Origin of the sequence: Candidatus Accumulibacter meliphilus, assembly GCF_036625345.1 — a bacterium.
Taxonomy (GTDB): Bacteria; Pseudomonadota; Gammaproteobacteria; order Burkholderiales; family Rhodocyclaceae; genus Accumulibacter; species Accumulibacter meliphilus.
In genome coordinates, this window is record NZ_JAZKTZ010000015.1 from 50,479 (window position 1) to 70,048 (window position 19,570).

Genomic DNA, 19,570 nt, shown 5'->3' on the forward strand with positions numbered 1-19,570 from the left:
TGGTCGCTCACTTCCTGGCGTAGGCAAGAATGACGTCGTACCGTGCCGGCAGGCCAGCCGGCGTGCGGTGCTGCTCGTAGGCGGCCTGGACCCTCTGCCAGGCACTACGGCCGAGCAAGCCGCTGCGCGCGCCTTCGCCGACCGAGTGGGCACCGATTTCCTTGACCGCGCGCAGCAGGGTTTTCAGATCCGGGTAGTGCATGTTGATCGTCTGGCGTTGCAGTCTGACTTCGGCGAAGCCGGCAAGCGTCAGCGCCGCAGCAATGGCGTCTGGCTCGCTGAAGCTTAGGGTGTGGCGGTGGCGGTCGATGCCGATGAAGGCCGCGCGCAGTTCGGCAAAGGTCTGCGGCCCGAGCGTGCTCAGCGCCAGTTGCCCACCGGGACGCAGAACGCGCCGCGCTTCAGCAAACACCTTGCCGCTATCGCACCATTGCACCGTCAGGTTGGACCACCAGGTCGAGAAGCGCTCGTCGCCACAGGGCAGCGCTTCGATGTCTGCCGCCAGGCAGTGATCGGCAGCGCTGCGCGCGACGGCGAGCATGCTTGTCGCGAAGTCGACCGCCGTGATGCGGGCACTCGGCCAGCGTGCGCGTAGCAGGCGGCAACCATGACCCGTGCCACAGCCGGCATCGATGATCGTGCCTGGTTCTGGAAGCGGTGAAAAATCGGCCAGCAGGCGCTCACCGACCTGGCGCTGCAAGACGGCCGCGTTGTCGTAGGAGGCGGCGGCACGCGCGAAGGATTCACGAACGCGCGGCTTAGCGGGTAGTAACAGGGGCATGACAGAAATCGTCCAGCAGTCGCGCGAAGCGATCCGGGTTGGCCAGGAAAGGGGCATGCCCGGCATTATCGAAAATATCCAGTTGCGCGTTGGCCAGCTGTCTCGCCAGGTAGGTTGCCGCCGCGGCCGGATTGAGCGGGTCCTCGCTGCCGTGGACTATCAGGCTGCGCGTGGCAATGCCTGGCAGTAGGGGCCGCAGGTCAAGCTCGCGTAGCCATTCCAGGCCGCCGCGCAGCGCGTTGCTGGCGGGCTGGGGCGCTGCGCGCAGACCGGCGAGGAGCATACGGGTGATTGCTCGCGCCTTGGCGTCCCCCTGGCTGAGGACAGTGACGAAACGCTGCAGGGTCTGCTGCGGCTGCGCCTGGACGCCGGCCGAAAAGTGGTCGACCAGTGCCGGCGTTTGTGCGGTCGGCCAGTCGGCGCGCTGCAGGAAACTGGGCGTGCTGCCGACCAGGACCAGTCCGCAGACGCGTTCGGGCGCCAGCAGCGCGGCGCGCATGGCGAGCAGGCCGCCGAGTGACCAGCCACACAGGGTGACCCGCTCCGGCAGCGCCTCGAGCAGCGCCTGCGCCGTCGCCGGGAAATCAGGGAAAGTGGTGCGCGCATCGCCGTCAGCGGCGCTCTGGCCGTAGCCGGGCAAGTCGATCAGGTGTACGCGGCAGTGGCGCGACAAGCGATCGAGCACTGGCTGCCAGACCCAGCTGCCCAGCCCCCAGCCGTGGATCAGGGCCAGATCCGGGCCGCTGCCGATGATTGCGCTCATGCCAGTTCGCGCAGCGCGTCGACCAGTTGCGCGAGCTGTTCCTCAGTGTGGCTTGCGGTCAGTGATACGCGCAGGCGTGCGCTCCCAGTGGGCACCGTCGGCGGCCGGATCGCCGGCACCCACAGGCCGCGATCGTAGAGGGCGCTGGCGACGCGCAGCGTCTCGTGGTTGTCGCCGATGAGCACCGGCTGGATCGCCGTCGGCGAGGGTAGCAGGCGCCAGCGTGTGCCGGCCAGTCCGTCGCGCAACTGCGCAATGAGCTGCCATAGCCGGCTGCGCCGAGCGTCACCGTCGGCGATCAACGCCAGGCTGGCGAGTAGCGCACAGGCGGTGGCCGGGCTGCCGGCCGTGGTGAAGAGGTAGGTGCGCGCGCGCTGTTCCAGCCAGTCGATGACCGTCGTGTCGCCAGCCACGAAAGCGCCGGCCGCCCCGGCTGCCTTGCCGAGGGTACCCATGTACAGCAGGCGTCTGGCCGCGGGTAGCTGGAAATGCGCGAGACTGCCGCGGCCTTGCGCGCCGAGGACGCCGAAACCATGCGCGTCGTCGATCACCAGCCAGGCGTCGAAGCGTTCGGCGAGCTCCAGCAGCCCCGGCAAAGGCGCCAGATCACCGTCCATGCTGAATACCGCATCGCTGAGGATCAGCTTGCGGCGCGCCGGGCTGGCGGCGAGCAGGCGCTCGAGTGCCGCCAGATCAGCGTGCGGGTAGCGTTGGCTGTCGGCTCGCGAGAGCTGCACGGCGTCGATCAGCGAAGCGTGGTTGAGACGGTCGGCGAAGACCGCGTCCTTGCGCCCGACCAGCGCCGGAACGATTCCCAGATTGGCCATGTAGCCGGTCGAGAACAGGAGGGCGCGGGCAAAGCCCGTGAAATCGGCCAGCTTCTGCTCGAGGGTGGCGTGCGGCGTCAGGTGGCCGCTGACCAGGTGCGAGGCGCCGCTGCCGACGCCCCAGCTCCGGGCACCGAGGCAGGCCGCCTCGATCAGCGCCGGGTCCTTGGCCAGTCCCAGGTAATCGTTGCTGCAGAAGCTGATCAGCGAGCGCCCATCGACGCGCGCCTGCGGACCGCAGGGAAGGTCCAGGGTGCGACGCGTGCGTCGGAGGCCGGCTGCCTGCAGGGCGTCGAGTTCGCTTTGCAGTTCTTCCCAGATCATGAGTGCAGCGCGGCGTCCAGTGCGGCGATGGCGCGCGCGACGAGAAACTCGCACTCCTCATGGCTGATCACATACGGCGGCATGAAATAAATGGTGTTGCCGATCGGTCGCAGCAGGATTTCCCGGGCCAGCGCCTGGCGGTAGAAGCGCTCGGAGAACTGCGTGTCGTCGCTGAGCACGTCGAACGCAGCGATCATGCCGCGCTGGCGGAGATGACGCACGCGCGGGTGATCGGCCAGCGGCTTGAGGCAGTTGGCGAGATGCGCGCTGAGTGCTCGATTCGTTTCGATGACCTGGTCTTCGGTAAAGATGTCGAGCGTCGCCAGAGCGGCTCGGCAGGCCAGGGCGTTGCCGGTGTAGGAGTGCGAATGCAGAAAGCCACGGCTGACGCGGTCGTCGTAGAAGGCGGCATAGACGGTGTCAGTGGTGAGTACCATCGACAGCGGCAGGTAGCCACCGGAAATGCCTTTCGACAAACACAGGAAGTCCGGCCGGATGCCGGCCTGCTCGTGGGCAAAGAAAGTGCCGCTGCGACCACAGCCAACGGCAATCTCGTCGCAGATCAGGTGCACCTGATAGCGGTCGCAGAGGGCGCGCGCCAGGCGCAGGTATTCGGGGTCGTACATGGCCATGCCGCTGGCACACTGGATGAGCGGTTCGACGATCAGGGCGGCGATGCGCGAGTGGTGCTCGTCGAGATGGCGCTCGAGCGCCGCGGCGGCGCGGCGGGCGACATCAAGCGCAGATTCTCCCTCTTGCGCCAGGCGTGCGTCAGGCGTCGGCACGGTGCTCGCCGGACGAATCAGTGGTGCGTAGGCATCCTTGAACAAGGCGACGTCGGTAACCGCCAGCGCGCCGATGGTTTCACCGTGGTAACTACCACGCAGACAAAGGAATTCCTGTTTGTCGCCATGGCCGCGGTTACGCCATGAATGAAATGACATCTTGAGCGCGATTTCAGTCGCCGACGCACCGTCAGAAGCGTAGAAGCAATGGCCGAGCGCGCCGCCGGTAAGTGCTGCCAGGCGCTCGGAAAGCTCGACCACCGGCTGGTGCGTGCAGCCGGCCAGAAGCACGTGTTCGAGTTGCTCGAGCTGCGCGTGCAGGGCGGCGTTGATGCGCGGATTGCAGTGACCGAAGAGATTGACCCACCAGGAGCTGATCCCGTCCAGGTAGCGTCGGCCATCGAAGTCGTGCAGCCAGACGCCCTTGCCGCTGGCGATGGGAATCATCGGCAGGGCGATCGGCAGGGCGCCGTCGCCGTCGGCGTGCTGCTTCATCTGGGTGCACGGGTGCCAGACGGCCGCCAGGCTGCGCTGCAGCAGATCGCTATTGCTCATCAGAGTTTGCTCGCCGCCGCTCAGTGCAGCGTCTGCGAGGGCGAGTCGTCCTGCTCGGGCATCTCGGCATGGACCGTCTCACCCTCGATATTGGGATACAGCGGCGCGCCGCAGTCGTCGCAGAACTCATAGGGGAACTGCTGGTCGAGGACGGTGACTTCCTTGAGACCGGTCTTGCGCAACACGCTCTCGATTTCTCCGGCCACGTCGGTCGTTTCGTCTTCGATGCCCAGCAAGGGCCAGACCACGCCGTGGTAGATGACGTCCTCGTCGCGCGGGCCAAAGCCGATGCGGTATTCTTCCAGCCGCTTGTCGTGGAAGCCGCCGACGATGGCGCGCAGATTGTCGGCTGACTCACCAAGTGTCGCTTGCAGGAAGGCCACCGAGGCGTTCAGCGAGTAGGGGCGCGAGGCGCTGTCGGCGGCGCGACAGGCCGCATGGTAGGCGTCGGCGAGCAGCGGTTGATAGGCACAGCCGGTCAGCAGCGGTTCGAAGCAGGGGGCGCCCTGGCGCAGCCACTCCTTGAGCGCCGTCTCACGGGTGCTCTTGTCTTCCTCGTTCCAGCGGAAAAGGGGCAGGCCACGCGGTACCGCCAGTGCACCGATCACGTAGCGGGTGTCGGAGAGGAAGCGGTTTGTTTCCGGCATGCTGGCGGCGTCGACGCTGAGATCACAGCCGGCGAGCGCCGCTGCACCGAGTTTTTGCAGCAGTTGCCAGGTCTCGACAAAACTGTGCGGTAGCTGGTCCGGGCTGTACAGGTAATCGGCCAGCGCGACGCGGGCACCGGCGGCAAACACGTGCGCCCCAAGCTGGACCTTCAAGGTCTGCAGGAGGCCCTGCGGAATCGCCGCCGCGGGAATCGAGAAGCGCGACCAGCCGAGTACCGGAACCGCAATCAGCAGGACGTCAAAATCCTGGCCGCGATCGAGCATGATGCACGATTCGGCCTGTGACTCGACGATGTCGGCGAGATCGTCATGCGCCATCGCGTGCGTGTCGAAGAGGCGGTCCAGCGAGGCGTTCAAGTCTTCCTCGGCGCCATCGTGCAGCAGTTGGTCCACGAGTTCTGCCAGACGTTTCTGCCAGAACAGATCCTCGAGCTTGCTGCCCGACTCGGCCAGGCCGATGGCCAGACGGCCGACTTCGGTGGCGTCAGCAGAAATACGCTTGCGGGAGGAGAAGCGGTTGCGTTTCATCGTCGGGAGCCTGCAGCAGAGTCAATCCGCCATTGTAGCAAGCTGGCGAGCCCGGCGTCGGCGCGCGTGCATCTTCGTGCATTTTCGTGCCTGTTCGTACATTTGCGTGGCGGGCCGGGCGACGGATGCCAGCCGGCGCGCGCGAGTGCGGCTTCTCAGGCGATGCGCAGCTGTGCCAGCGACGCGAACGCCGCCTGGTTGCCGATGTCCGGGGTAATGATCAGTTCGAGGATGTTGACCGCAGCGAGCTCGACGCGATGGTCTTCGCTCTGGCTGTTGGCCCCGTCCGGGCTGAAGTTCCATTGCTGCCTGACGATGTCCCGGAACGATTGTCCGCCATCGGCAGAGCAGCGCAGAACGTACTCCTGGGTACGCTGCACCGAGGTTTCGACGAAGGACAGCCAGATCCTGTGCAGCGTCTGCGGCTGTGCAAAGAGCAGGCGGATGGTTTGCCTGCCCGGAACTGCGGCACGCCAGCCGCTGCCGCCGCCCGGCACCAGGGCCGACTCAATGGGATGAGCCGCCTCTTCCGAACTGATTTCCACCTCAGCCAGGTCTTCGAGATTGAGCCAGTCCCCAGGCGGCGAAGCATCGGCCTGCGGGACATCCGGGATTACTCGCTTGCGCATGGCTACAAACCCCTCATCAGTAAGCGGAACTCCGCGACGCGGAGGCCGTAAAGCGAGATCTTCGCGGCTATGCGGGTCTTACACTTCCCCGAGTCGTGCGGCCACTTCACGTTCGGCGTCTATCCAGTACTGCGCGGAAGAGCCTTGAAAACCGTCATTTTCAGCAATGAAGTAGGCCGCGGACTGGATCATGCAGTAGCGCTCTTCGGCGCCGGGCTTTTCTGCGACTGGCGTGGCAGCGGGGGGCGACGCAGCGGCCACCGGCTGTGGGCTGCTCGCTGCAGGGGCGGTGGCGGCCGCAGGCACTGCGGCTTTCTTCACCGCCGGTTTCTTCGCCGCAGCGGCTGCGGCTTTCGGCGCCGCAGGCGGCTTGGCTGCGGACGGCTTGGTGGCTGCTGCGGCAGCTAATGTCGTTGGTTTCGTCGCCGGCTTGCTGGCGGCTGGTTTCTTCTTGGTCGTGCTGGTTGTGGTTTCTTCAGCCATGATCTATCCCTTTTTTCCTTCGCTGTCAGTATGTCAGTATGGTTGGTGCACCGAGCGGGCACTTGGGCGGCTGCGCCGCCCCGCGCGTACCCCCGGCAGGATAGAAAAATCGGCGCTTCCGGTCAAGGCAAATGACTATTTGCCGGGAGTGGTCACCGCCTGCGTCGCGAATCAGCCCGCGCCGCGAATTTGGTCCAGGCGTCGCGAATCAGCCCGCGCCGCGAATTTGGTCCAGGCGTCGCGAATCAGCCCGCGCCGCGAATCAGCGCCACCAGATCCTCGGTCGAGGGCAGGGCGCTGGCTTCGCCTTCTTCGAGGATGCTTTCGGCCAAGGCGCGTTTCTCGTGGTGCAGCTCGACGATGCGTTCCTCGACGCTGCCCTTGGTGACCAGGCGATAGACGGTCACCGGCCGCAGCTGCCCGATGCGATGCGCGCGACCCATGGCCTGGTCTTCAGTGGCCGGGTTCCACCACGGATCGGTGATGACCACGTAATCGGCAGCGGTGAGGTTGAGCCCGAAGCCACCGGCTTTGAGGCTGATCAGGAAGAGATCGCCGTCACCGGCCTGGAAAGCGGCGACGCGCCGCGTACGCTCGGCGGCGGGAGTGCTGCCATCGAGGTACTGATAGGCGATTCCGGCCGCATCCATCTGTTCGCGTAACATTGCAAGAAAGTCCACGAACTGACTGAAAACAAGCGCTTTATGTCCGTTCGCAACCAGTTCGGCGGCGAGTTCGGCGAAAGCCTGCACCTTGGCGCCGACGATACCGAGTTCGGGGCTGCAAAGGCGTGGGTCGCAGGCGGCACGACGCAGGCGCGTCAGCTGGGCGAGGATGTTGAAGCGCGCTTGCGCTTGCGGCGCACTGTCGAGGCTGGCGTCGATCTCGTTCGCGGCTTCGCGGCGCAGCGCTTCGTAGTGTGCCGCTTCCGCAGCTTCCGGGGTCACCGTCAGAATCAGCTCGGTGCGCGCCGGCAGCTCTTGCAGGACTTCGGACTTGGTGCGGCGCAGAACGAAGGGGCCGACCAGACGCTTGAGCACGTGCTGTGCCTCGCGGTCGCGGTTGCGTTCGATCGGGCCGGCGAAGCGCTCGTCGAAGCGGCGGCTGCTGCCGAGCAGGCCGGGATTGGCGAAGCGCATGATCGACCACAGATCGGACAGGCGGTTTTCGACCGGGGTGCCGGTCAGCGCCAGACGAAAGTCGGCGTCGAGGGCGAAGACCGCCTGCGAGCGCTTGGCGGCGGCGTTCTTGATCGCCTGCGCCTCGTCGGCGATCAGGGTATGCCAAGTGCGCCCGGCGAAGCGCTCCTGGGCCAGTTGCAGCAGCGTGTAGGAGACGATCAGCAGGTCCTGCGGTCCGGCCTTGGTGACCAGTTCCTCGCGTTCGCTGTCGCTCGCTTCGCTGTAGATGCGGACGTTGATGCTGGGTGCGAAACGCAGTGTTTCTGCCAGCCAGTTGCCGCAGACCGAAGTTGGCGCGATGACCAGCGCGGCGCCGCCAGCGGCGCGTTCGAGAAGCACGCCGAGCGCCTGCAGGGTCTTGCCGAGGCCCATGTCGTCGGCCAGGCAGCCGCCGACGCCGGCAGTCGCCAGACGGATCGCCCACTGGTAGCCGTCTTCCTGATACGGGCGCAGGCTGGCCTGCAGCAGGCTGGGGAGTTTCGGCGTCAGGGCCTGCGCCTGGCGCAGGCGGTCGATGGCCTGGCGGAAGTCCTTGCTGGCGTCGAGTTCGGTGCCGTCGAGAATCTCGTCGAGCCAGGCGGCGGCGATGGTCGGCACCTTGCCACCGTTCCTTGTCGGTTTCCAGCACCGCTGCCAGATCGCTCAGCTTCTGCTTCAGCGAGCGCGTCAGGGCGGCGTAAACGCCGTTGCCCATGGGCACGAAACGGCTCTTGGCGCGGGCCGCGCTGAGCAGAGTTTCCAGCTGCACGACCAGCCCTTCGTCGAGAGTCGCCTGCCCGGCGACGCGGAACCAATCGCGTTCACGGCTGATTTTCACGCCCAGCTGGCGGCTGTCGAGGGTGAGCACGCGAACGCTCTTGCCCTTCGGCCAGTCCACCGCGGCAATCGCCGGCAAGGTCGGCAGTGCTTCGACCACCGCCAGTGCTTCCTCCGGGTCTTCGATCAGCCACTCGCTGCCGCGCCATCGCGCTCGCCGCTGTCGAGAAAGGGCAGGGCGTCGAGTACCGATTCCAGATGCTGGCGCTCCTCGTTCAGGTCGCGCTCGGTGCCGACCGTTTCGCTGCCGCGCACCGCCATCAGGCGCAGTCTGCCGGCGGCAGCTGGCAGGCGTGGACCGTCCGCACCGAGCGGTGCGACCACCAGGCGCAGCGAGAGGTCGTCCCCGAGCGGCGAGAGTTCGGCGCGCAGGCGGGAGTAGCTGGGCACCTGCCGCGTCGCCTGTGCCGGGTCGGCATGAACGTGAAAATGCGTGGCCAGTGCCTGCAGGGTCTTGGCCACTTCTGCCTGCGCGTTCGGCGCGTCGGCGGGAACTGAAAAACGACCCGAAACGAGCTGCGCAGCCTGCTGCTGGGCCGGCGAAAAACGAACCAGCCGCAGGCGCTGTGGCCCATCCGCGACCAGCGTGACGAGCCGCAGGGCCTCCGCTTGACGACGCTCGTCGGCGTCTGGCACTGAGTATGGATTGGCCGCGACCGGCGCCCGCAGCGGCGGCTCGACGCGCATCACGTAGCGCCCGTCGACGCGCAGGAGCTCGAGTTCCGGAGCGGCTTCGCTCAAGTCGACGAACTGCTCTGCCGCGCCCGGCAGGACGATGCACGGGTGGCCGGGAAGGGCGGCGATGGCGGCTGCCAGATCGATGCGGTAGCGATTGCGGTAGCCGTGTTCGAGGCGAACGGCGCGAGCGACTTTCAGATCGGCGCCGGCCAGCTGCGGGTTGCCGGCGATTCTCGCCAGGCTCAGCGGCCGCGGCCGTCCCCAGCCGCGTTGGCCGCGCTTCTGTTCGAGCGGCGTGACGGCGAGCAGGTCACCCTGGCTGCCGATCTCGAGTTCCCACAGCAGGCGCGTCGTTTCGCCGTTGCCGCTGGCCGCTGCATTGCCGCCCAGGGATTGCAGCGCGAGGAGGATTTCCTGCCACTGCTCGCCGCCACTGGCGATGAAAAAACGCTCAGGCGGATCGCGTCCTTCGAGCACGGCCTGGCTGCCGTCGAGGATGTGGGTCAGCGTTCTTAGTCGGCAACTGTCAAGGTCCTGGCGCAGGAGGTCGATCGATGCCCGCCACTGCTCCGCTACCGTTTGCGGATTCCTTTCGGCGATCGTTTCGCGACCCAGCCAGGCGGCGAGCAGCACTGCCCACAGGGAGTCGAGCACCCAGCGCGCCTCGACGTCGCGCGTGGGCCGGAAAGCGGCTCGTTCGAGCGGCGCCTTGCCGAGGCGAACGTCGATCGCATGCACCCAGCGTCCCCAGCCGGCGTAAGGGCTGGGCGCCCGCTTGCCGGACTCCGCGACGCAGAACTTGCGCGCCAGTTCGAGGTGCCGGGGCGTCGCCTGCGCCAGAAGTGACAGCGGATAGAACCAGGCCACGCTGTCCGGCAGCAGGTGTTTGCCAGCACCGCCGAGCTCGCTCTTGCACTGCTTGAGCGCCGCTTCGAATGCCGCCTGCCCGGCACCCCACTGCCCGTCGATGACCAGCCTGGCGGCACGAATCGCGGCGCTCAATCCGTCGTCGAGTCCCTCCAGCGCGGCTTCCAGCAGGGCGCTTTCGCCGCGTTGCATGGCCAGGTCGCCGAGGACCAGGCGCAGATCGGTCGACAAGGCCTCGCGATCGTCGGCCAAGGCCTCTACCGCCCAGTCGGCGACCGGCAGGTAGGCCTGCGCAGAGAAGATGCAGACGCTGGCGATCGCCTGATAGGCCAGCCGCGAGCGCCAGATCGGCTCGATGCGCTGGAAACTCTCTCCGTCAAAGGGCCAGAGGATGGCTTCGCCGACGATCACGTTCCAGTCCAGCGACCGGCCCAGGACGCTTCGCAGGTGCGACAGCTCTTCGCTGGCAGCGCCCGAGAGGAATTTGGCGCGAACGTAGGCGATGGTCGTCGGGATGCTCCCCGTAGGCCAGTAGTACGCCGATCGGGTGGGGTCAAAGCGGTCGACGTCGGCGATCAGGCGGGGCAGCGAGTCGCCCTGGCTGCTTTCCAGCAACTGCCGGTAAAGCGCGGTGCGCAGCGCATCGACGAGGTGAAACGTGGCTGCCCGCGAGGGATCGTCGACCAGCAGGCCGTTTTCCCGCAGTTTCTGGGTCGCCGCCTTGACGTCGGCGGCAGTAAAGGCCTTTCCCGAGCTGTTTTGCAGGCCACTCAGCGAAAGCAGCCCGGTGCAGGTCGGTGTTGGTGCGAAAAGTCCACAGCAGCGCGCTGGCCAGTGCGACCCTGTGCTGGTCGGGCGTCAGCCCGTGGCGGTCGAGCATTTCTAGAGGCGGCGGCGTTCAGGGCAGTTCTGTTCATTGGCGGGTGAGCTGCGGAAATGGTGGCAGGTGCGTGGTTCTGTGGGAGACGGTCAGATGTCAGCTGCCGCGGGTGAGCAGCATCGCGTCGCCGTAGCTGAAGAAGCGGTAGCGTTCGGCAATCGCGTGTCGATACGCACAACGAATGGCGTCGACGCCGGCGAACGCCGAAACCAGCATCAGCAGGGTCGACCTTCGGCAGGTGGAAATTGGTGATCAGCCGGTCAACGACACGGAACTCGTAGCCGGGGGTGATGAAGATATCGGTCTCGGCGGGGCCGGCGCGCAGTTCCCCGCGCTGCGCGGCCGCTTCGAGTGCGCGCAGGCTGGTCGTTCCGACGGCGACGACTTGCCGCCGCGGGCGCGGGTGCGGGCAATGGCGGCGATGGTTGCCTGGGGAATCTCGAAGCGCTCGGCGTGCATGCGGTGTTCGGCGACGTGATGCACGCGCACCGGCTGGAAGGTGCCGGCGCCGACGTGCAGCGTCAACCACGCCACTTCGACGCCACGCTGTGCGAGTTGGGCGAGCAGCGCATCGTCGAAATGCAGGCCGGCTGTCGGCGCCGCGACGGCGCCGGGGTGGCGCGCGAAAACGGTCTGATAGCGAGCTTCGTCGTCGGCGCCGGCGGGGTGCGTGATGTAGGGCGGCAGCGGCAAGCGGCCGTGTCCTTTCGATCAGCGTCCACAGGTCGCCTTCGTCTGCCCCGCCGTTGGCCCGCTCATCTGCCAGTGCAGGTCGAAGAACTCACCCTGTTCGCCGCTACGGCCGTCGACGACCAGGCTGATCGCGTCTTCGAGAATGATCCGACTGCCGGTTTTCGGCGACTTGCTGGCCCGGATCTGCGCCACCGCGTGGCGAGCATCGACGATGCGCTCGACCAGCACTTCGATCTGGCCACCGCTCTCCTTGCGGCCGAGGAGGCGGGCGCGGATCACGCGCGTATCGTTGAACACCAGCAGGTCGCCGGCAGCCAGCACCGCGGAAGGGCAGTGAAGCGCTGATCGGCGAGCGCGCCGTCGCTGAGCTGCAGCAGCCGGCTGGCGCTGCGTTCGCCAGTCGGGTGCTGGGCGATCAGTTCGCCCGGCAGGTCGAAGTCAAAGTCGTCAAGGGTGAGCATGGGGTGCGTAGCGTACTTAGGTGCTTAGGTGTTTTAGGGGGGCTGGCCAGGGAAGAGCAGGCTGGGGATGGCTGGCGGCGTGCCTTGTTGCTGGCCAGGCGATTTTGTAGCTTGTCGGCGGCCGGAGAATCAGCGATAATCCGCAGCTCTTCTGGCCCGCGAACTTCGGGCCGAGGCCGAGATGGCGGAATCGGTAGACGCAGCGGACTCAAAATCCGCCGATGGTGACATCGTGGGGGTTCGATTCCCCCTCTCGGCACCAATCAGTTAACCCGCAGAAATGCGGGTTAAAGTTTGGTTTCATCATTTGCGGGGCTGCCTTGTTGGTCATTTGGGCGCATGCCGCAAAAACCGGCACCTTTTCCGGCGCTGCGCCAGAGGGTGGGCGGCAAAAGCCCTGAACTCCTCAAATCGCAACGACCCCCGACGACTCTCCGCGCAATGCTGAACCTGCCGTGCCGCCATCGCCTCTCGGCGCCTGGTGGCTTGCCATCCGACCCAAGACGCTGACCGTGTCCGTCGCGCCGCTGATCGTTGGCCATGCTGTCGCCTGGTCGCAGACCGGCGGCTGCTCTGGCAGCCGGCGCTGGTTGCCCTGCTCGCCGCGCTGCTGATCCAGATCGGCACCAATCTGCACAACGACGTCGGCGATTTCGAGCGCGGCAGCGGATACGCCCGATCGCCTCGGGCCGCCGCGGGTGACGGCCATGGGCTGGCTGCCGGCTACGTCGCCGTACGGCGCGCGGCGTGGCTCGCGTTGGCGCTGGCGTTCAACTTCGGAATTTATCTCGTCTACCACGGCGGCTGGCCGATCGTCGTCATCGGCTGGCGTCGCTGCTCGCCGGCTGGGCTTACACCGGCGGCCCATGGCCGATCGCCTATACCCCGCTCGGCGAATTGTTCGTCGTGCTCTTCTTCGGTCTGGCCGCGGTGGGCGGCAGCTACTACCTGCAGACGCTGTCGATCAGCCCGGCCGCTCTGCTGGCCGGGGCCATGCTCGGGCTGTTCGCTGCGGCGGTGATCACGGTCAACAACTACCGCGATCTGGAGACCGACGCCCGGGCCGGCAGGCGGACCCTGGCGGTCGTCGTCGGCCGGCGAGGCACGCAATGGGTCTATGCGGCTGGAACTGCTGCTGCCGCTTGCTGTTCTTGCCGTGCTGGCGCTGCTGATGCCGGGCGCGGGCTCTGGCTGGCCCTGCCGCTGCTGGTACTGCTGCCAGCGTTGCGGCTGCTGCAGCGCTTCCGGCGTGAGCCCGCGGGTCCGCTCTTCAACGAATTGCTGGCCAGCACGGCCCGCTTGCAGTTCGTCTACGCGCTTCTCCTGGCGCTGGCGATGGTCGTCTGAGCGGGGCTGCAAGGGACGGCGCCCGGTGCCAGCATCAGGTGGCGCTGCCTGACGGCGGCTGAACCAGGCCAGCTTCTCCTGCAGGCGAACCACGGTGCCGACGATGATCAGCGCCGGCGAGCCGATGCCGGCGGCTTCGACGCGTTCGCCGGCAGGGTTGCCAGATCGGCGGTCAACACCCGTTGCCGGCGCGTCGTGCCATGTTGCACGACGGCCGCCGGATGGCTGGCCGGCAGGCCGTGGGCGATCATCTGGCGGCAGATTTCGGCGAGGCCGCCGACGCCCATGTAGAAGACGACGGTCAGCTTCGGACGGGCCAAGCGCCGGCCAGTCGAGATTGATCGTGCCGTCCTTGAGGTGGCCCGTCGCGAAGGCCACCGCCTGGGCATGATCGCGATGCGTCAGCGGGATGCCGGCGTAGGCGGCGCAGCCGGCGGCGGCGGTCACTCCCGGAACGACCTCGAAAGGGATGCCCGAGTCGACCAGGGCTTCGATCTCTTCGCCGCCTCGCCCGAAAATGAAGGGGTCGCCGCCCTTGAGGCGAACGACCTTCTTGCCAGCACGTGCCAGACGAACCAGCAGTTGATTGAGTTGCTCCTGCGGCACGGTGTGATTGGAGCTTTTCTTGCCGACGTAGATTTTCTCGGCGTCCATACGCGCCAGTTCGAGGACCCCTTCGGCAATCAGATGATCGTAGACGATGGCGTCCGCTTCGCCGATCAGCCGCGCGGCACGCAGGGTGAGCAGGTCGAGGTCACCGGGCCCGCTGCCGACGATGTAGACGGTTCCGACTGGCGGGGAGGAGGGTGTTTGCATCATTCCTTGTTTTCCGGTTTTTTGGCTGAGGTGCAAGCATAAGCGCCCGTCGCCTTGCTTTTCAACTCGGACGCGACCATAGGCTTTCTGCGCATCACTGATATTTGATGGAGGTCAAGGAATGGACCTATGCAGGCGTGTCATCCTGCGCCGAGTCTGACACGGATGATGACCCGGGCGACAGTCGAGAAATTTCAAGAGGAGAGGAAACAAGCATGCAGAAGGTAATTCGTAACGTATTGATGCTGGCAGCACTGCCGTTGGCCATGAATGTGGCCTTCGCGGCCAAGGCCGAGAAGGCCGCCGCAGCGCCGGCTGCCGAGACGCCGACGCTGTCGGCCGAGGACAAGGCGGCTTCCGGCAAGACCTATTTCGAACGTTGCGCCGGCTGCCATGGCATGCTGCGCAAGGGCGCGACCGGCAAGAATCTCGAGCCGCAGAACACCACCAAGCTCGGTTCGTCGCGCCTTGAAAAGATCATGACCTACGGTACCGAGGGCGGCATGCCCAACTTCGACGACATCCTGTCGAAGAAGGAACTCGCCGACATGGCCAAGTATGTCCAGATGCCGGCCGACGTGCCGCCGGAATGGGGCATGAAGGACATGAAGGAGAGCTGGAAGCTGGTCGTGCCGGTCGCCGAGCGCCCGACCAAGCAGATGAACAACGTCAACCTGAAGAACGTCTTCGCGGTCACCCTGCGTGACTCGGGCGAAGTGGCCCTGATCGATGGCGACACCAAGGAAGATCTGGGGTATCGTCAAGACCGGCTACGCGGTCCATATCTCGCGCATTTCGGCTTCCGGGCGTTACGTTCACGTCATTGGCCGTGACGGTCGTTACGATCTGATCGACATGTGGTACGAGAGCCGAAGATCGTCGCCACGATGAAGGCCGGCTACGAAGCGCGTTCGGTCGACACCTCGAAGTACAAGGGCTACGAGGACAAGTACGCAGTCGTCGGCGCCTACTGGCCGCCGCAGTACGCGATTCTCGATGGTGAAACCCTCGAGCCGCTGAAGCTGGTCTCGACGCGTGGCGTCACGGTCGATGGCGAGTACCATCCGGAGCCGCGGGTGGCTTCGATCGTCTCTTCGCACGACAAGCCGGAGTGGGTGATCAACATCAAGGAAACCGGCATGATCAAGCTGGTTGACTACTCCGACATTGCCAACCTCAAGGAAGTGACCATCAACTCGGCCAAGTTCCTGCACGACGGCGGCTGGGACTCGACCAAGCGCTACTTCCTCGTTGCGGCCAACGCGTCCAACAAGGTCGCCGTGGTCGACACCAAGGAAGGCAAGCTGGCGGCACTGGTAGACACTGCCAAGATCCCGCATCCGGGTCGTGGTGCCAACTTCGTCCATCCGAAGTTCGGTCCGGTCTGGGCAACGTCGCACCTGGGTGCCGACGTGATCACTCTGATCGGTACTGATCCCAAAGGCCATCCGGAGCAAGCCTGGAAAGTCGTTCAGGAACTCAAGAACCACGGTGCCAACTCGCTGTTCGTGAAGACGCATCCGAAGTCCAAGAACCTTTGGGCGGACGCGCCGCTGAACCCAGATCCTGAGCTGGCCGGTTCGGTCTCCGTCTATAACATCGACGAGCTCGGCAATCCGGACGCCAAGTCGCAGGTCATCAACCTGGCTGCTGCTGCCGATCTCGGCAAGACCAAAGGCAACCAGCGCGTGGTGCATGGCGAGTACAACGAAGCGGGCGACGAAATCTGGTTCTCTGTCTGGACCGGCAACAAGACCGAGCCGTCGGCAATCGTCGTCGTCGATGACAAGACGCGTACGGTCAAGAAAGTGATCAAGGACCCACGTCTGGTCACGCCGACCGGCAAGTTCAACGTCTACAACACCCAGCACGACGTCTACTGATCTCTGCTGAGCGCCTGTTCTGAACCGGGGGGCCATGGCCCCCCGGTTTTTTTTTGGCTCGATTGCCGGCATAATTCCCGGCACCTCAACTGCCACAAGGAATCGACAATGAAAGTGCCCATCTTTTTGCTATCGGCCGCCATGTGCTCGCAGTTGGCGCTCGCCGCACCACCGCCGGTCGACCCGGCCATGCTCGAACTGGCCGACGAGAGTCGGTGCCTGGGCTGCCACGACGTGGAGATAAAAGTACGTGGCCCCGCCTGGCGCGATGTCGCAAAACGCTATCGCGGCAAACCGGAAGTCGAGGAAGTGCTGGTGGAAAAAGTCTATACGGGCGGCGGTGGCGTCTGGGGTGACGACTACATGTCGGCCAACAAGCGCGCCGGGAAGGAGAACATCCGTATCCTGGTCAAGTGGATTCTCACCCTGCCGGATTCCTGATCTCAAGCCTGGCGGCAGCAAGCAGCAACGACAGGTCGACGGGCGGCAAGAAACGGCTCTCACAGGCGCATCGGAACGCCCGCGACGCCTCCCTCTATAGTGGGCGCGTCGTTGGCGCGTGCCCTGAGCAGATCGATGATCATTGCCGACACTTGCTCGATCGAGCGGTGGGTGACGTCGATCACCGGCCAGTTGCGCGCGACGAACAGGCGACGCGCGTCCTGCACCTCCTTGCGCAAGGCGTTGAAGTCGTTGTACTGGCTGTCTTCGTTGTCCCATGACCGCAAGCGCGCGGAGCGGACGCGCGCCAGCCGTGTCGGGTCCACCGTCAGCCCGACGATCAGCGGTCCCTTTGCTTTCAGCAGCCCCATCGGCGGCTGCGAGAACGGCACCAGTGGCACGTTGGCGGCCTTGATGCCGCGTGAGGCCAGGTACATGCAGGTTGGTGTCTTGGTGGCCCGCGAGACGCCGACGACGATCACGTCGGCGCCGTCGAGATCTTCGCTGGCAATGCCGTCGTCGTGGGCCAGGGTATATTTCATGGCCTCGATGCGGCTGTAGTAGTCTTCGTCGAAAGCGTCGCCGGAACTGCTGTGGAACTGAACAGTCGTGTTGGAGTACTCGGCGAGGTTCGTGATCAGCGGTTCGAGGGCAAACTGGCAGGGGACGAGCAGACGGTCGCAACCCTCTTCGAGCGCCTGCCGGACGTCGGCGTGGCTGATGCTGTGCAGGACGTAGCCCGGCCTCTGCGCCACTTCGCCAAGAATCTCGGGCACCTGGCCGAGGTGACGGACCATCTTCCATAGTCGGCGCTCGACTTCCAGCCCTGCGAACTGAGCGATGGCGTTACGCGCCAGCAACTCGACCAGTTCGCCCGAGGCATGCGAGACGAGGTGCAATACGAGGGTCTTGCTCACAAGCATCCTTTACCAGCCAACGCTGACGGGTGAGTGGTGGCGGTTATCGCTGGCTACGTCGTGGCGCGTGTTCAGCGGTGGTGACCACCGTCGAGGCGCAGCACGGTGCCGTTGATCATCACGTTTTTCAACACGTGCAGGACCAGCATCGCGAACTCGGACGGATCGCCGAAGCGATGCGGAAACGGGATCTGGTGTGCCAGTCGCGAATCGAGGTTCTTTTCCATGGCGAACAGGGTCGGCGTGCCGAACAGCCCGGGCGCGATGCCGACGACGCGGATGCCCAGCGGGCCGAGTTCGCGCGCCGCCGGCAGGATCATGCTCACCACGCCGCCTTTCGACGCCGCATAGGCCGCTTCGCCGCTCTGCCCATCATAGGCGGCGACCGAAGCGGTCGACAGGATGACGCCGCGTTCGCCGTTTGAGCGCGGCTGCAGGCGCGCCATGTCGGCAGCGGCGAGGCGCATCATGTTGAAAGTCGAGATCAGGTTCACTTCAACTAGCTGGCGGAAGTCCTCGAGCGGCATCGGCCCATTGACACCCACTGTCGGCTCCGAGTGGCCGCGGCCCACGCAGTGCACCAGCACGCGTGCCGCGCCGTGCGCATCGCGCGCCGTCGCCAGGGCCTCCTCCGCAGCGAGTGAATTGGCGACATCGCAGGGAATGGCCAGGCCGCCGATCTCGTTGGCAACTTTTTGTACGCCGACGGCATCGATGTCGATGACCGTCACCTTGGCTCCCGCCTCGGCGAGATAACGCGCCGTTTCTGCGCCCAAGCCCGATGCTGCCCCGGTGACCACTGCCGGGCATGTCCAAAGATCCATTGCTTGTCTCCCGCTGTATCTGTTTCCCGCCGCCATCAGCCGCGGATGCCAGCGCGCATTATGGGCCGTGCGAGACGAGCGCGCAAACTGCCACTGCTGTGCCGTATGGACAGCGATCGGACGCCGCGCGAGCCGTTTTCAAGGCCGTCTTCGGATAAAATGCCGGCTCGCCGCCTTCTTCTCGTTAGCGCGGAAGAGGGCGAGCCAAGGCGCCACCGAGCCCAACCCTACCGACTCGCAGACCATGCCCATCGTTCTTGTTCTCGCTCTGCTGCTTGTTTCCCGCGGCGCTTTTGCCGAGGCTGCTCCTCAGCCTGAGGCACCGACCCCCGAACGCCAGAAGCAACTCGTGCACCTCGTTCGTCAGGACTGCGGTTCCTGCCATGGCATGACCTTGCACGGTGGCCTGGGTCCGGCCCTGACGCCCGAGGCCTTGCGCGACAAGCCCGTCGACTCACTGGTAGCCACCATCTACGGCGGTCGCCCGGGGACGGCAATGCCACCGTGGCATCGCTTTCTTACGGAAGCCGAGGCGACGTGGATCGTGCAGCAGTTGATGGTGAGATTCCCCGAGGAATAGCTGCCAGGAAGGGCGCGAAGGGATCACCCGCGATGTTGCAAGTTTCGGCCGTTCGCTGTCCGCCCGGGGTCGCTGCAAAGGCTTTCGCGGCGATACAATCGGTAACTGGGCCGCTGGGCAGGTTTGCAGCCACGGCGGCGATGTTCTCCGTAGTGGCTGCGACGCTTCGACTGCCACCCACCAGTTCCCACAAAGAGGCTCCAGAATGAATTTCTCCGATGTGCTCAAAGCGCTCAATCAGGCTTCCGCCTTCGAGCTGTACCGGATGCGGGCGGGGATCGACCGCGTACTCGAACAGCCGCAGTGGCTTGATTCGATTCGTTCGCGGCTGCGCGTCGGGCAGACGATTTCCTATTTCGAGCCGAGGGAAAACGCGAGCTCCAGCGCACTAATCATCGAACTGCGTCGCAAGCGCGTGCTGGTTCTGGAGATTGCGACGCAAACGCGCTGGCTGATTGAGTATGCCGCAATCAACGTCGATGGGGCCGACGTCGAGATTCGCGAGCAGCCGCGCCAGGGGCTGGGTCGCAATGAGGTCGCTGTCGGCGAGATGGTCGGCTTCGTCGGCCGCGATCAGCAGGAAAGAAGTGGCCAGGTCATTCGTCTCAACGACAAGACGGTGACTCTGCTGTGCGGGCGCGTGCAATGGCGGGTGGCCTATCAGTTCCTGCATCGGGTGGTCGACTCGCAGGCGATCGACGGTGAGGTGCTCGAAATCAGCGTTGTGGATAGCGACGGCGAACATGGGTAGGCGTGTACCGGTCCGCGGATGCGGCGCTTGGTACGGTGAGTAACGACGCCTCTGGCGCTACCCTTGTCGCTGGAAACGGGAGCAGGGTGGCT

16 protein-coding genes, 1 tRNA gene and 3 pseudogenes are annotated in these 19,570 nt (G+C 65.5%); 6 read left to right on the forward strand and 14 right to left on the reverse strand.

Annotation, left to right across the window (positions count from 1 at the left end; translation table 11 throughout):
* Window positions 1-7 precede the first annotated feature (7 nt).
* From bioC to queA, 10 genes and pseudogenes are all read right to left on the reverse strand, one after another.
* Window positions 8-781 carry a malonyl-ACP O-methyltransferase BioC gene (gene bioC / locus V5B40_RS22430; RefSeq protein WP_332356641.1) on the reverse strand — a complete coding sequence of 258 codons (774 nt, stop codon included), beginning with the start codon at window positions 779-781 and terminating at the stop codon, window positions 8-10.
* Window positions 759-1,544 carry an alpha/beta fold hydrolase gene (locus V5B40_RS22435; RefSeq protein WP_332356642.1) on the reverse strand — a complete coding sequence of 262 codons (786 nt, stop codon included), beginning with the start codon at window positions 1,542-1,544 and terminating at the stop codon, window positions 759-761. Before V5B40_RS22435 ends, bioC begins: the two co-directional genes overlap by 23 nt.
* Window positions 1,541-2,695: an 8-amino-7-oxononanoate synthase gene (gene bioF, locus V5B40_RS22440; protein ID WP_332356643.1), complete on the reverse strand. Its 1,155-nt coding sequence runs from the start codon at window positions 2,693-2,695 to the stop codon at window positions 1,541-1,543. Before bioF ends, V5B40_RS22435 begins: the two co-directional genes overlap by 4 nt.
* Window positions 2,692-4,035, reverse strand: a complete 1,344-nt coding sequence (locus V5B40_RS22445; RefSeq protein ID WP_332356644.1) for an adenosylmethionine--8-amino-7-oxononanoate transaminase — start codon at window positions 4,033-4,035, stop codon at window positions 2,692-2,694. Before V5B40_RS22445 ends, bioF begins: the two co-directional genes overlap by 4 nt.
* A gap of 20 nt (window positions 4,036-4,055) precedes the next feature.
* Complete coding sequence (locus tag V5B40_RS22450; protein WP_332356645.1) at window positions 4,056-5,231, reverse strand: DUF2863 family protein; 1,176 nt, start codon at window positions 5,229-5,231, stop codon at window positions 4,056-4,058.
* Between the two features lie 155 nt (window positions 5,232-5,386).
* A complete protein-coding gene (locus V5B40_RS22455) occupies window positions 5,387-5,860 on the reverse strand; it encodes a carbohydrate-binding protein (protein ID WP_332356646.1) in 474 nt (157 codons plus the stop codon).
* Window positions 5,861-5,938: 78 nt separating this feature from the next.
* Window positions 5,939-6,343, reverse strand: a complete 405-nt coding sequence (locus V5B40_RS22460; protein ID WP_332356647.1) for a DUF2934 domain-containing protein — start codon at window positions 6,341-6,343, stop codon at window positions 5,939-5,941.
* A gap of 245 nt (window positions 6,344-6,588) precedes the next feature.
* Window positions 6,589-8,121 (reverse strand): DEAD/DEAH box helicase, encoded by a 1,533-nt coding sequence (locus V5B40_RS22465; protein ID WP_332356648.1) that lies wholly within the window; start codon window positions 8,119-8,121, stop codon window positions 6,589-6,591.
* A 345-nt stretch (window positions 8,122-8,466) separates the two neighbouring features.
* A complete protein-coding gene (locus V5B40_RS22470; RefSeq protein WP_332356649.1) occupies window positions 8,467-10,500 on the reverse strand; it encodes a hypothetical protein in 2,034 nt (677 codons plus the stop codon).
* Window positions 10,501-10,861: 361 nt separating this feature from the next.
* Window positions 10,862-11,919, reverse strand: a pseudogene (gene queA / locus V5B40_RS22475) (tRNA preQ1(34) S-adenosylmethionine ribosyltransferase-isomerase QueA).
* A 175-nt stretch (window positions 11,920-12,094) separates the two neighbouring features.
* Between queA and V5B40_RS22480 the strand changes: the two are divergent.
* Window positions 12,095-12,181, forward strand: a tRNA-Leu gene (locus V5B40_RS22480).
* A gap of 144 nt (window positions 12,182-12,325) precedes the next feature.
* Here V5B40_RS22480 and V5B40_RS22485 read toward each other — a convergent pair.
* Window positions 12,326-12,628 carry a hypothetical protein gene (locus V5B40_RS22485; RefSeq protein WP_332356650.1) on the reverse strand — a complete coding sequence of 101 codons (303 nt, stop codon included), beginning with the start codon at window positions 12,626-12,628 and terminating at the stop codon, window positions 12,326-12,328.
* Window positions 12,629-12,666: 38 nt separating this feature from the next.
* On the opposite strand from V5B40_RS22485, the gene V5B40_RS22490 reads away from it, so the two are divergent.
* Window positions 12,667-13,266 (forward strand): prenyltransferase, encoded by a 600-nt coding sequence (locus V5B40_RS22490; RefSeq protein WP_332356659.1) that lies wholly within the window; start codon window positions 12,667-12,669, stop codon window positions 13,264-13,266.
* 42 nt (window positions 13,267-13,308) lie between these two features.
* On the opposite strand, the pseudogene cobA reads toward V5B40_RS22490, so the two are convergent.
* Window positions 13,309-14,058, reverse strand: a pseudogene (cobA, locus tag V5B40_RS22495) (uroporphyrinogen-III C-methyltransferase); the annotation flags it as partial.
* A gap of 239 nt (window positions 14,059-14,297) precedes the next feature.
* On the opposite strand from cobA, the pseudogene V5B40_RS22500 reads away from it, so the two are divergent.
* Window positions 14,298-15,965, forward strand: a pseudogene (locus tag V5B40_RS22500) (cytochrome D1 domain-containing protein).
* A 108-nt stretch (window positions 15,966-16,073) separates the two neighbouring features.
* Window positions 16,074-16,406, forward strand: coding sequence for a c-type cytochrome (locus V5B40_RS22505; protein ID WP_332356651.1), 333 nt, complete (start codon window positions 16,074-16,076; stop codon window positions 16,404-16,406).
* A 59-nt stretch (window positions 16,407-16,465) separates the two neighbouring features.
* On the opposite strand, the gene V5B40_RS22510 is transcribed toward V5B40_RS22505, so the two are convergent.
* Both V5B40_RS22510 and V5B40_RS22515 read right to left on the reverse strand, forming a co-directional pair.
* Window positions 16,466-17,323 (reverse strand): pyruvate, water dikinase regulatory protein, encoded by an 858-nt coding sequence (locus V5B40_RS22510; RefSeq protein WP_332356652.1) that lies wholly within the window; start codon window positions 17,321-17,323, stop codon window positions 16,466-16,468.
* Window positions 17,324-17,394: 71 nt separating this feature from the next.
* Window positions 17,395-18,147, reverse strand: a complete 753-nt coding sequence (locus V5B40_RS22515; protein ID WP_332356653.1) for an SDR family oxidoreductase — start codon at window positions 18,145-18,147, stop codon at window positions 17,395-17,397.
* A 244-nt stretch (window positions 18,148-18,391) separates the two neighbouring features.
* On the opposite strand from V5B40_RS22515, the gene V5B40_RS22520 reads away from it, so the two are divergent.
* Together V5B40_RS22520 and V5B40_RS22525 are read left to right on the forward strand one after the other, a co-directional pair.
* Complete coding sequence (locus V5B40_RS22520; protein WP_332356654.1) at window positions 18,392-18,727, forward strand: c-type cytochrome; 336 nt, start codon at window positions 18,392-18,394, stop codon at window positions 18,725-18,727.
* 205 nt (window positions 18,728-18,932) lie between these two features.
* On the forward strand, window positions 18,933-19,478 hold the full coding sequence (locus V5B40_RS22525; RefSeq protein ID WP_332356655.1) for a hypothetical protein: 546 nt from the start codon (window positions 18,933-18,935) through the stop codon (window positions 19,476-19,478).
* Window positions 19,479-19,570 lie beyond the last annotated feature (92 nt).

Bases quoted from the DNA above. Each gene is read 5' to 3' on its own strand.
- V5B40_RS22435 (WP_332356642.1), bottom strand. From the start codon at position 1,544: ATGAGCGCAATCATCGGCAGCGGCCCGGATCTGGCCCTGATCCACGGC.
- bioF (WP_332356643.1), bottom strand. From the start codon at position 2,695: ATGATCTGGGAAGAACTGCAAAGCGAACTCGACGCCCTGCAGGCAGCC.
- V5B40_RS22485 (WP_332356650.1), bottom strand. From the start codon at position 12,628: ATGGCCGTCACCCGCGGCGGCCCGAGGCGATCGGGCGTATCCGCTGCC.
- V5B40_RS22515 (WP_332356653.1), bottom strand. From the start codon at position 18,147: ATGGATCTTTGGACATGCCCGGCAGTGGTCACCGGGGCAGCATCGGGC.
- V5B40_RS22445 (WP_332356644.1), bottom strand. From the start codon at position 4,035: ATGAGCAATAGCGATCTGCTGCAGCGCAGCCTGGCGGCCGTCTGGCAC.
- V5B40_RS22455 (WP_332356646.1), bottom strand. From the start codon at position 5,860: ATGCGCAAGCGAGTAATCCCGGATGTCCCGCAGGCCGATGCTTCGCCG.
- V5B40_RS22460 (WP_332356647.1), bottom strand. From the start codon at position 6,343: ATGGCTGAAGAAACCACAACCAGCACGACCAAGAAGAAACCAGCCGCC.
- V5B40_RS22525 (WP_332356655.1), top strand. From the start codon at position 18,933: ATGAATTTCTCCGATGTGCTCAAAGCGCTCAATCAGGCTTCCGCCTTC.
- bioC (WP_332356641.1), bottom strand. From the start codon at position 781: ATGCCCCTGTTACTACCCGCTAAGCCGCGCGTTCGTGAATCCTTCGCG.
- V5B40_RS22520 (WP_332356654.1), top strand. From the start codon at position 18,392: ATGCCCATCGTTCTTGTTCTCGCTCTGCTGCTTGTTTCCCGCGGCGCT.
- V5B40_RS22505 (WP_332356651.1), top strand. From the start codon at position 16,074: ATGAAAGTGCCCATCTTTTTGCTATCGGCCGCCATGTGCTCGCAGTTG.
- V5B40_RS22450 (WP_332356645.1), bottom strand. From the start codon at position 5,231: ATGAAACGCAACCGCTTCTCCTCCCGCAAGCGTATTTCTGCTGACGCC.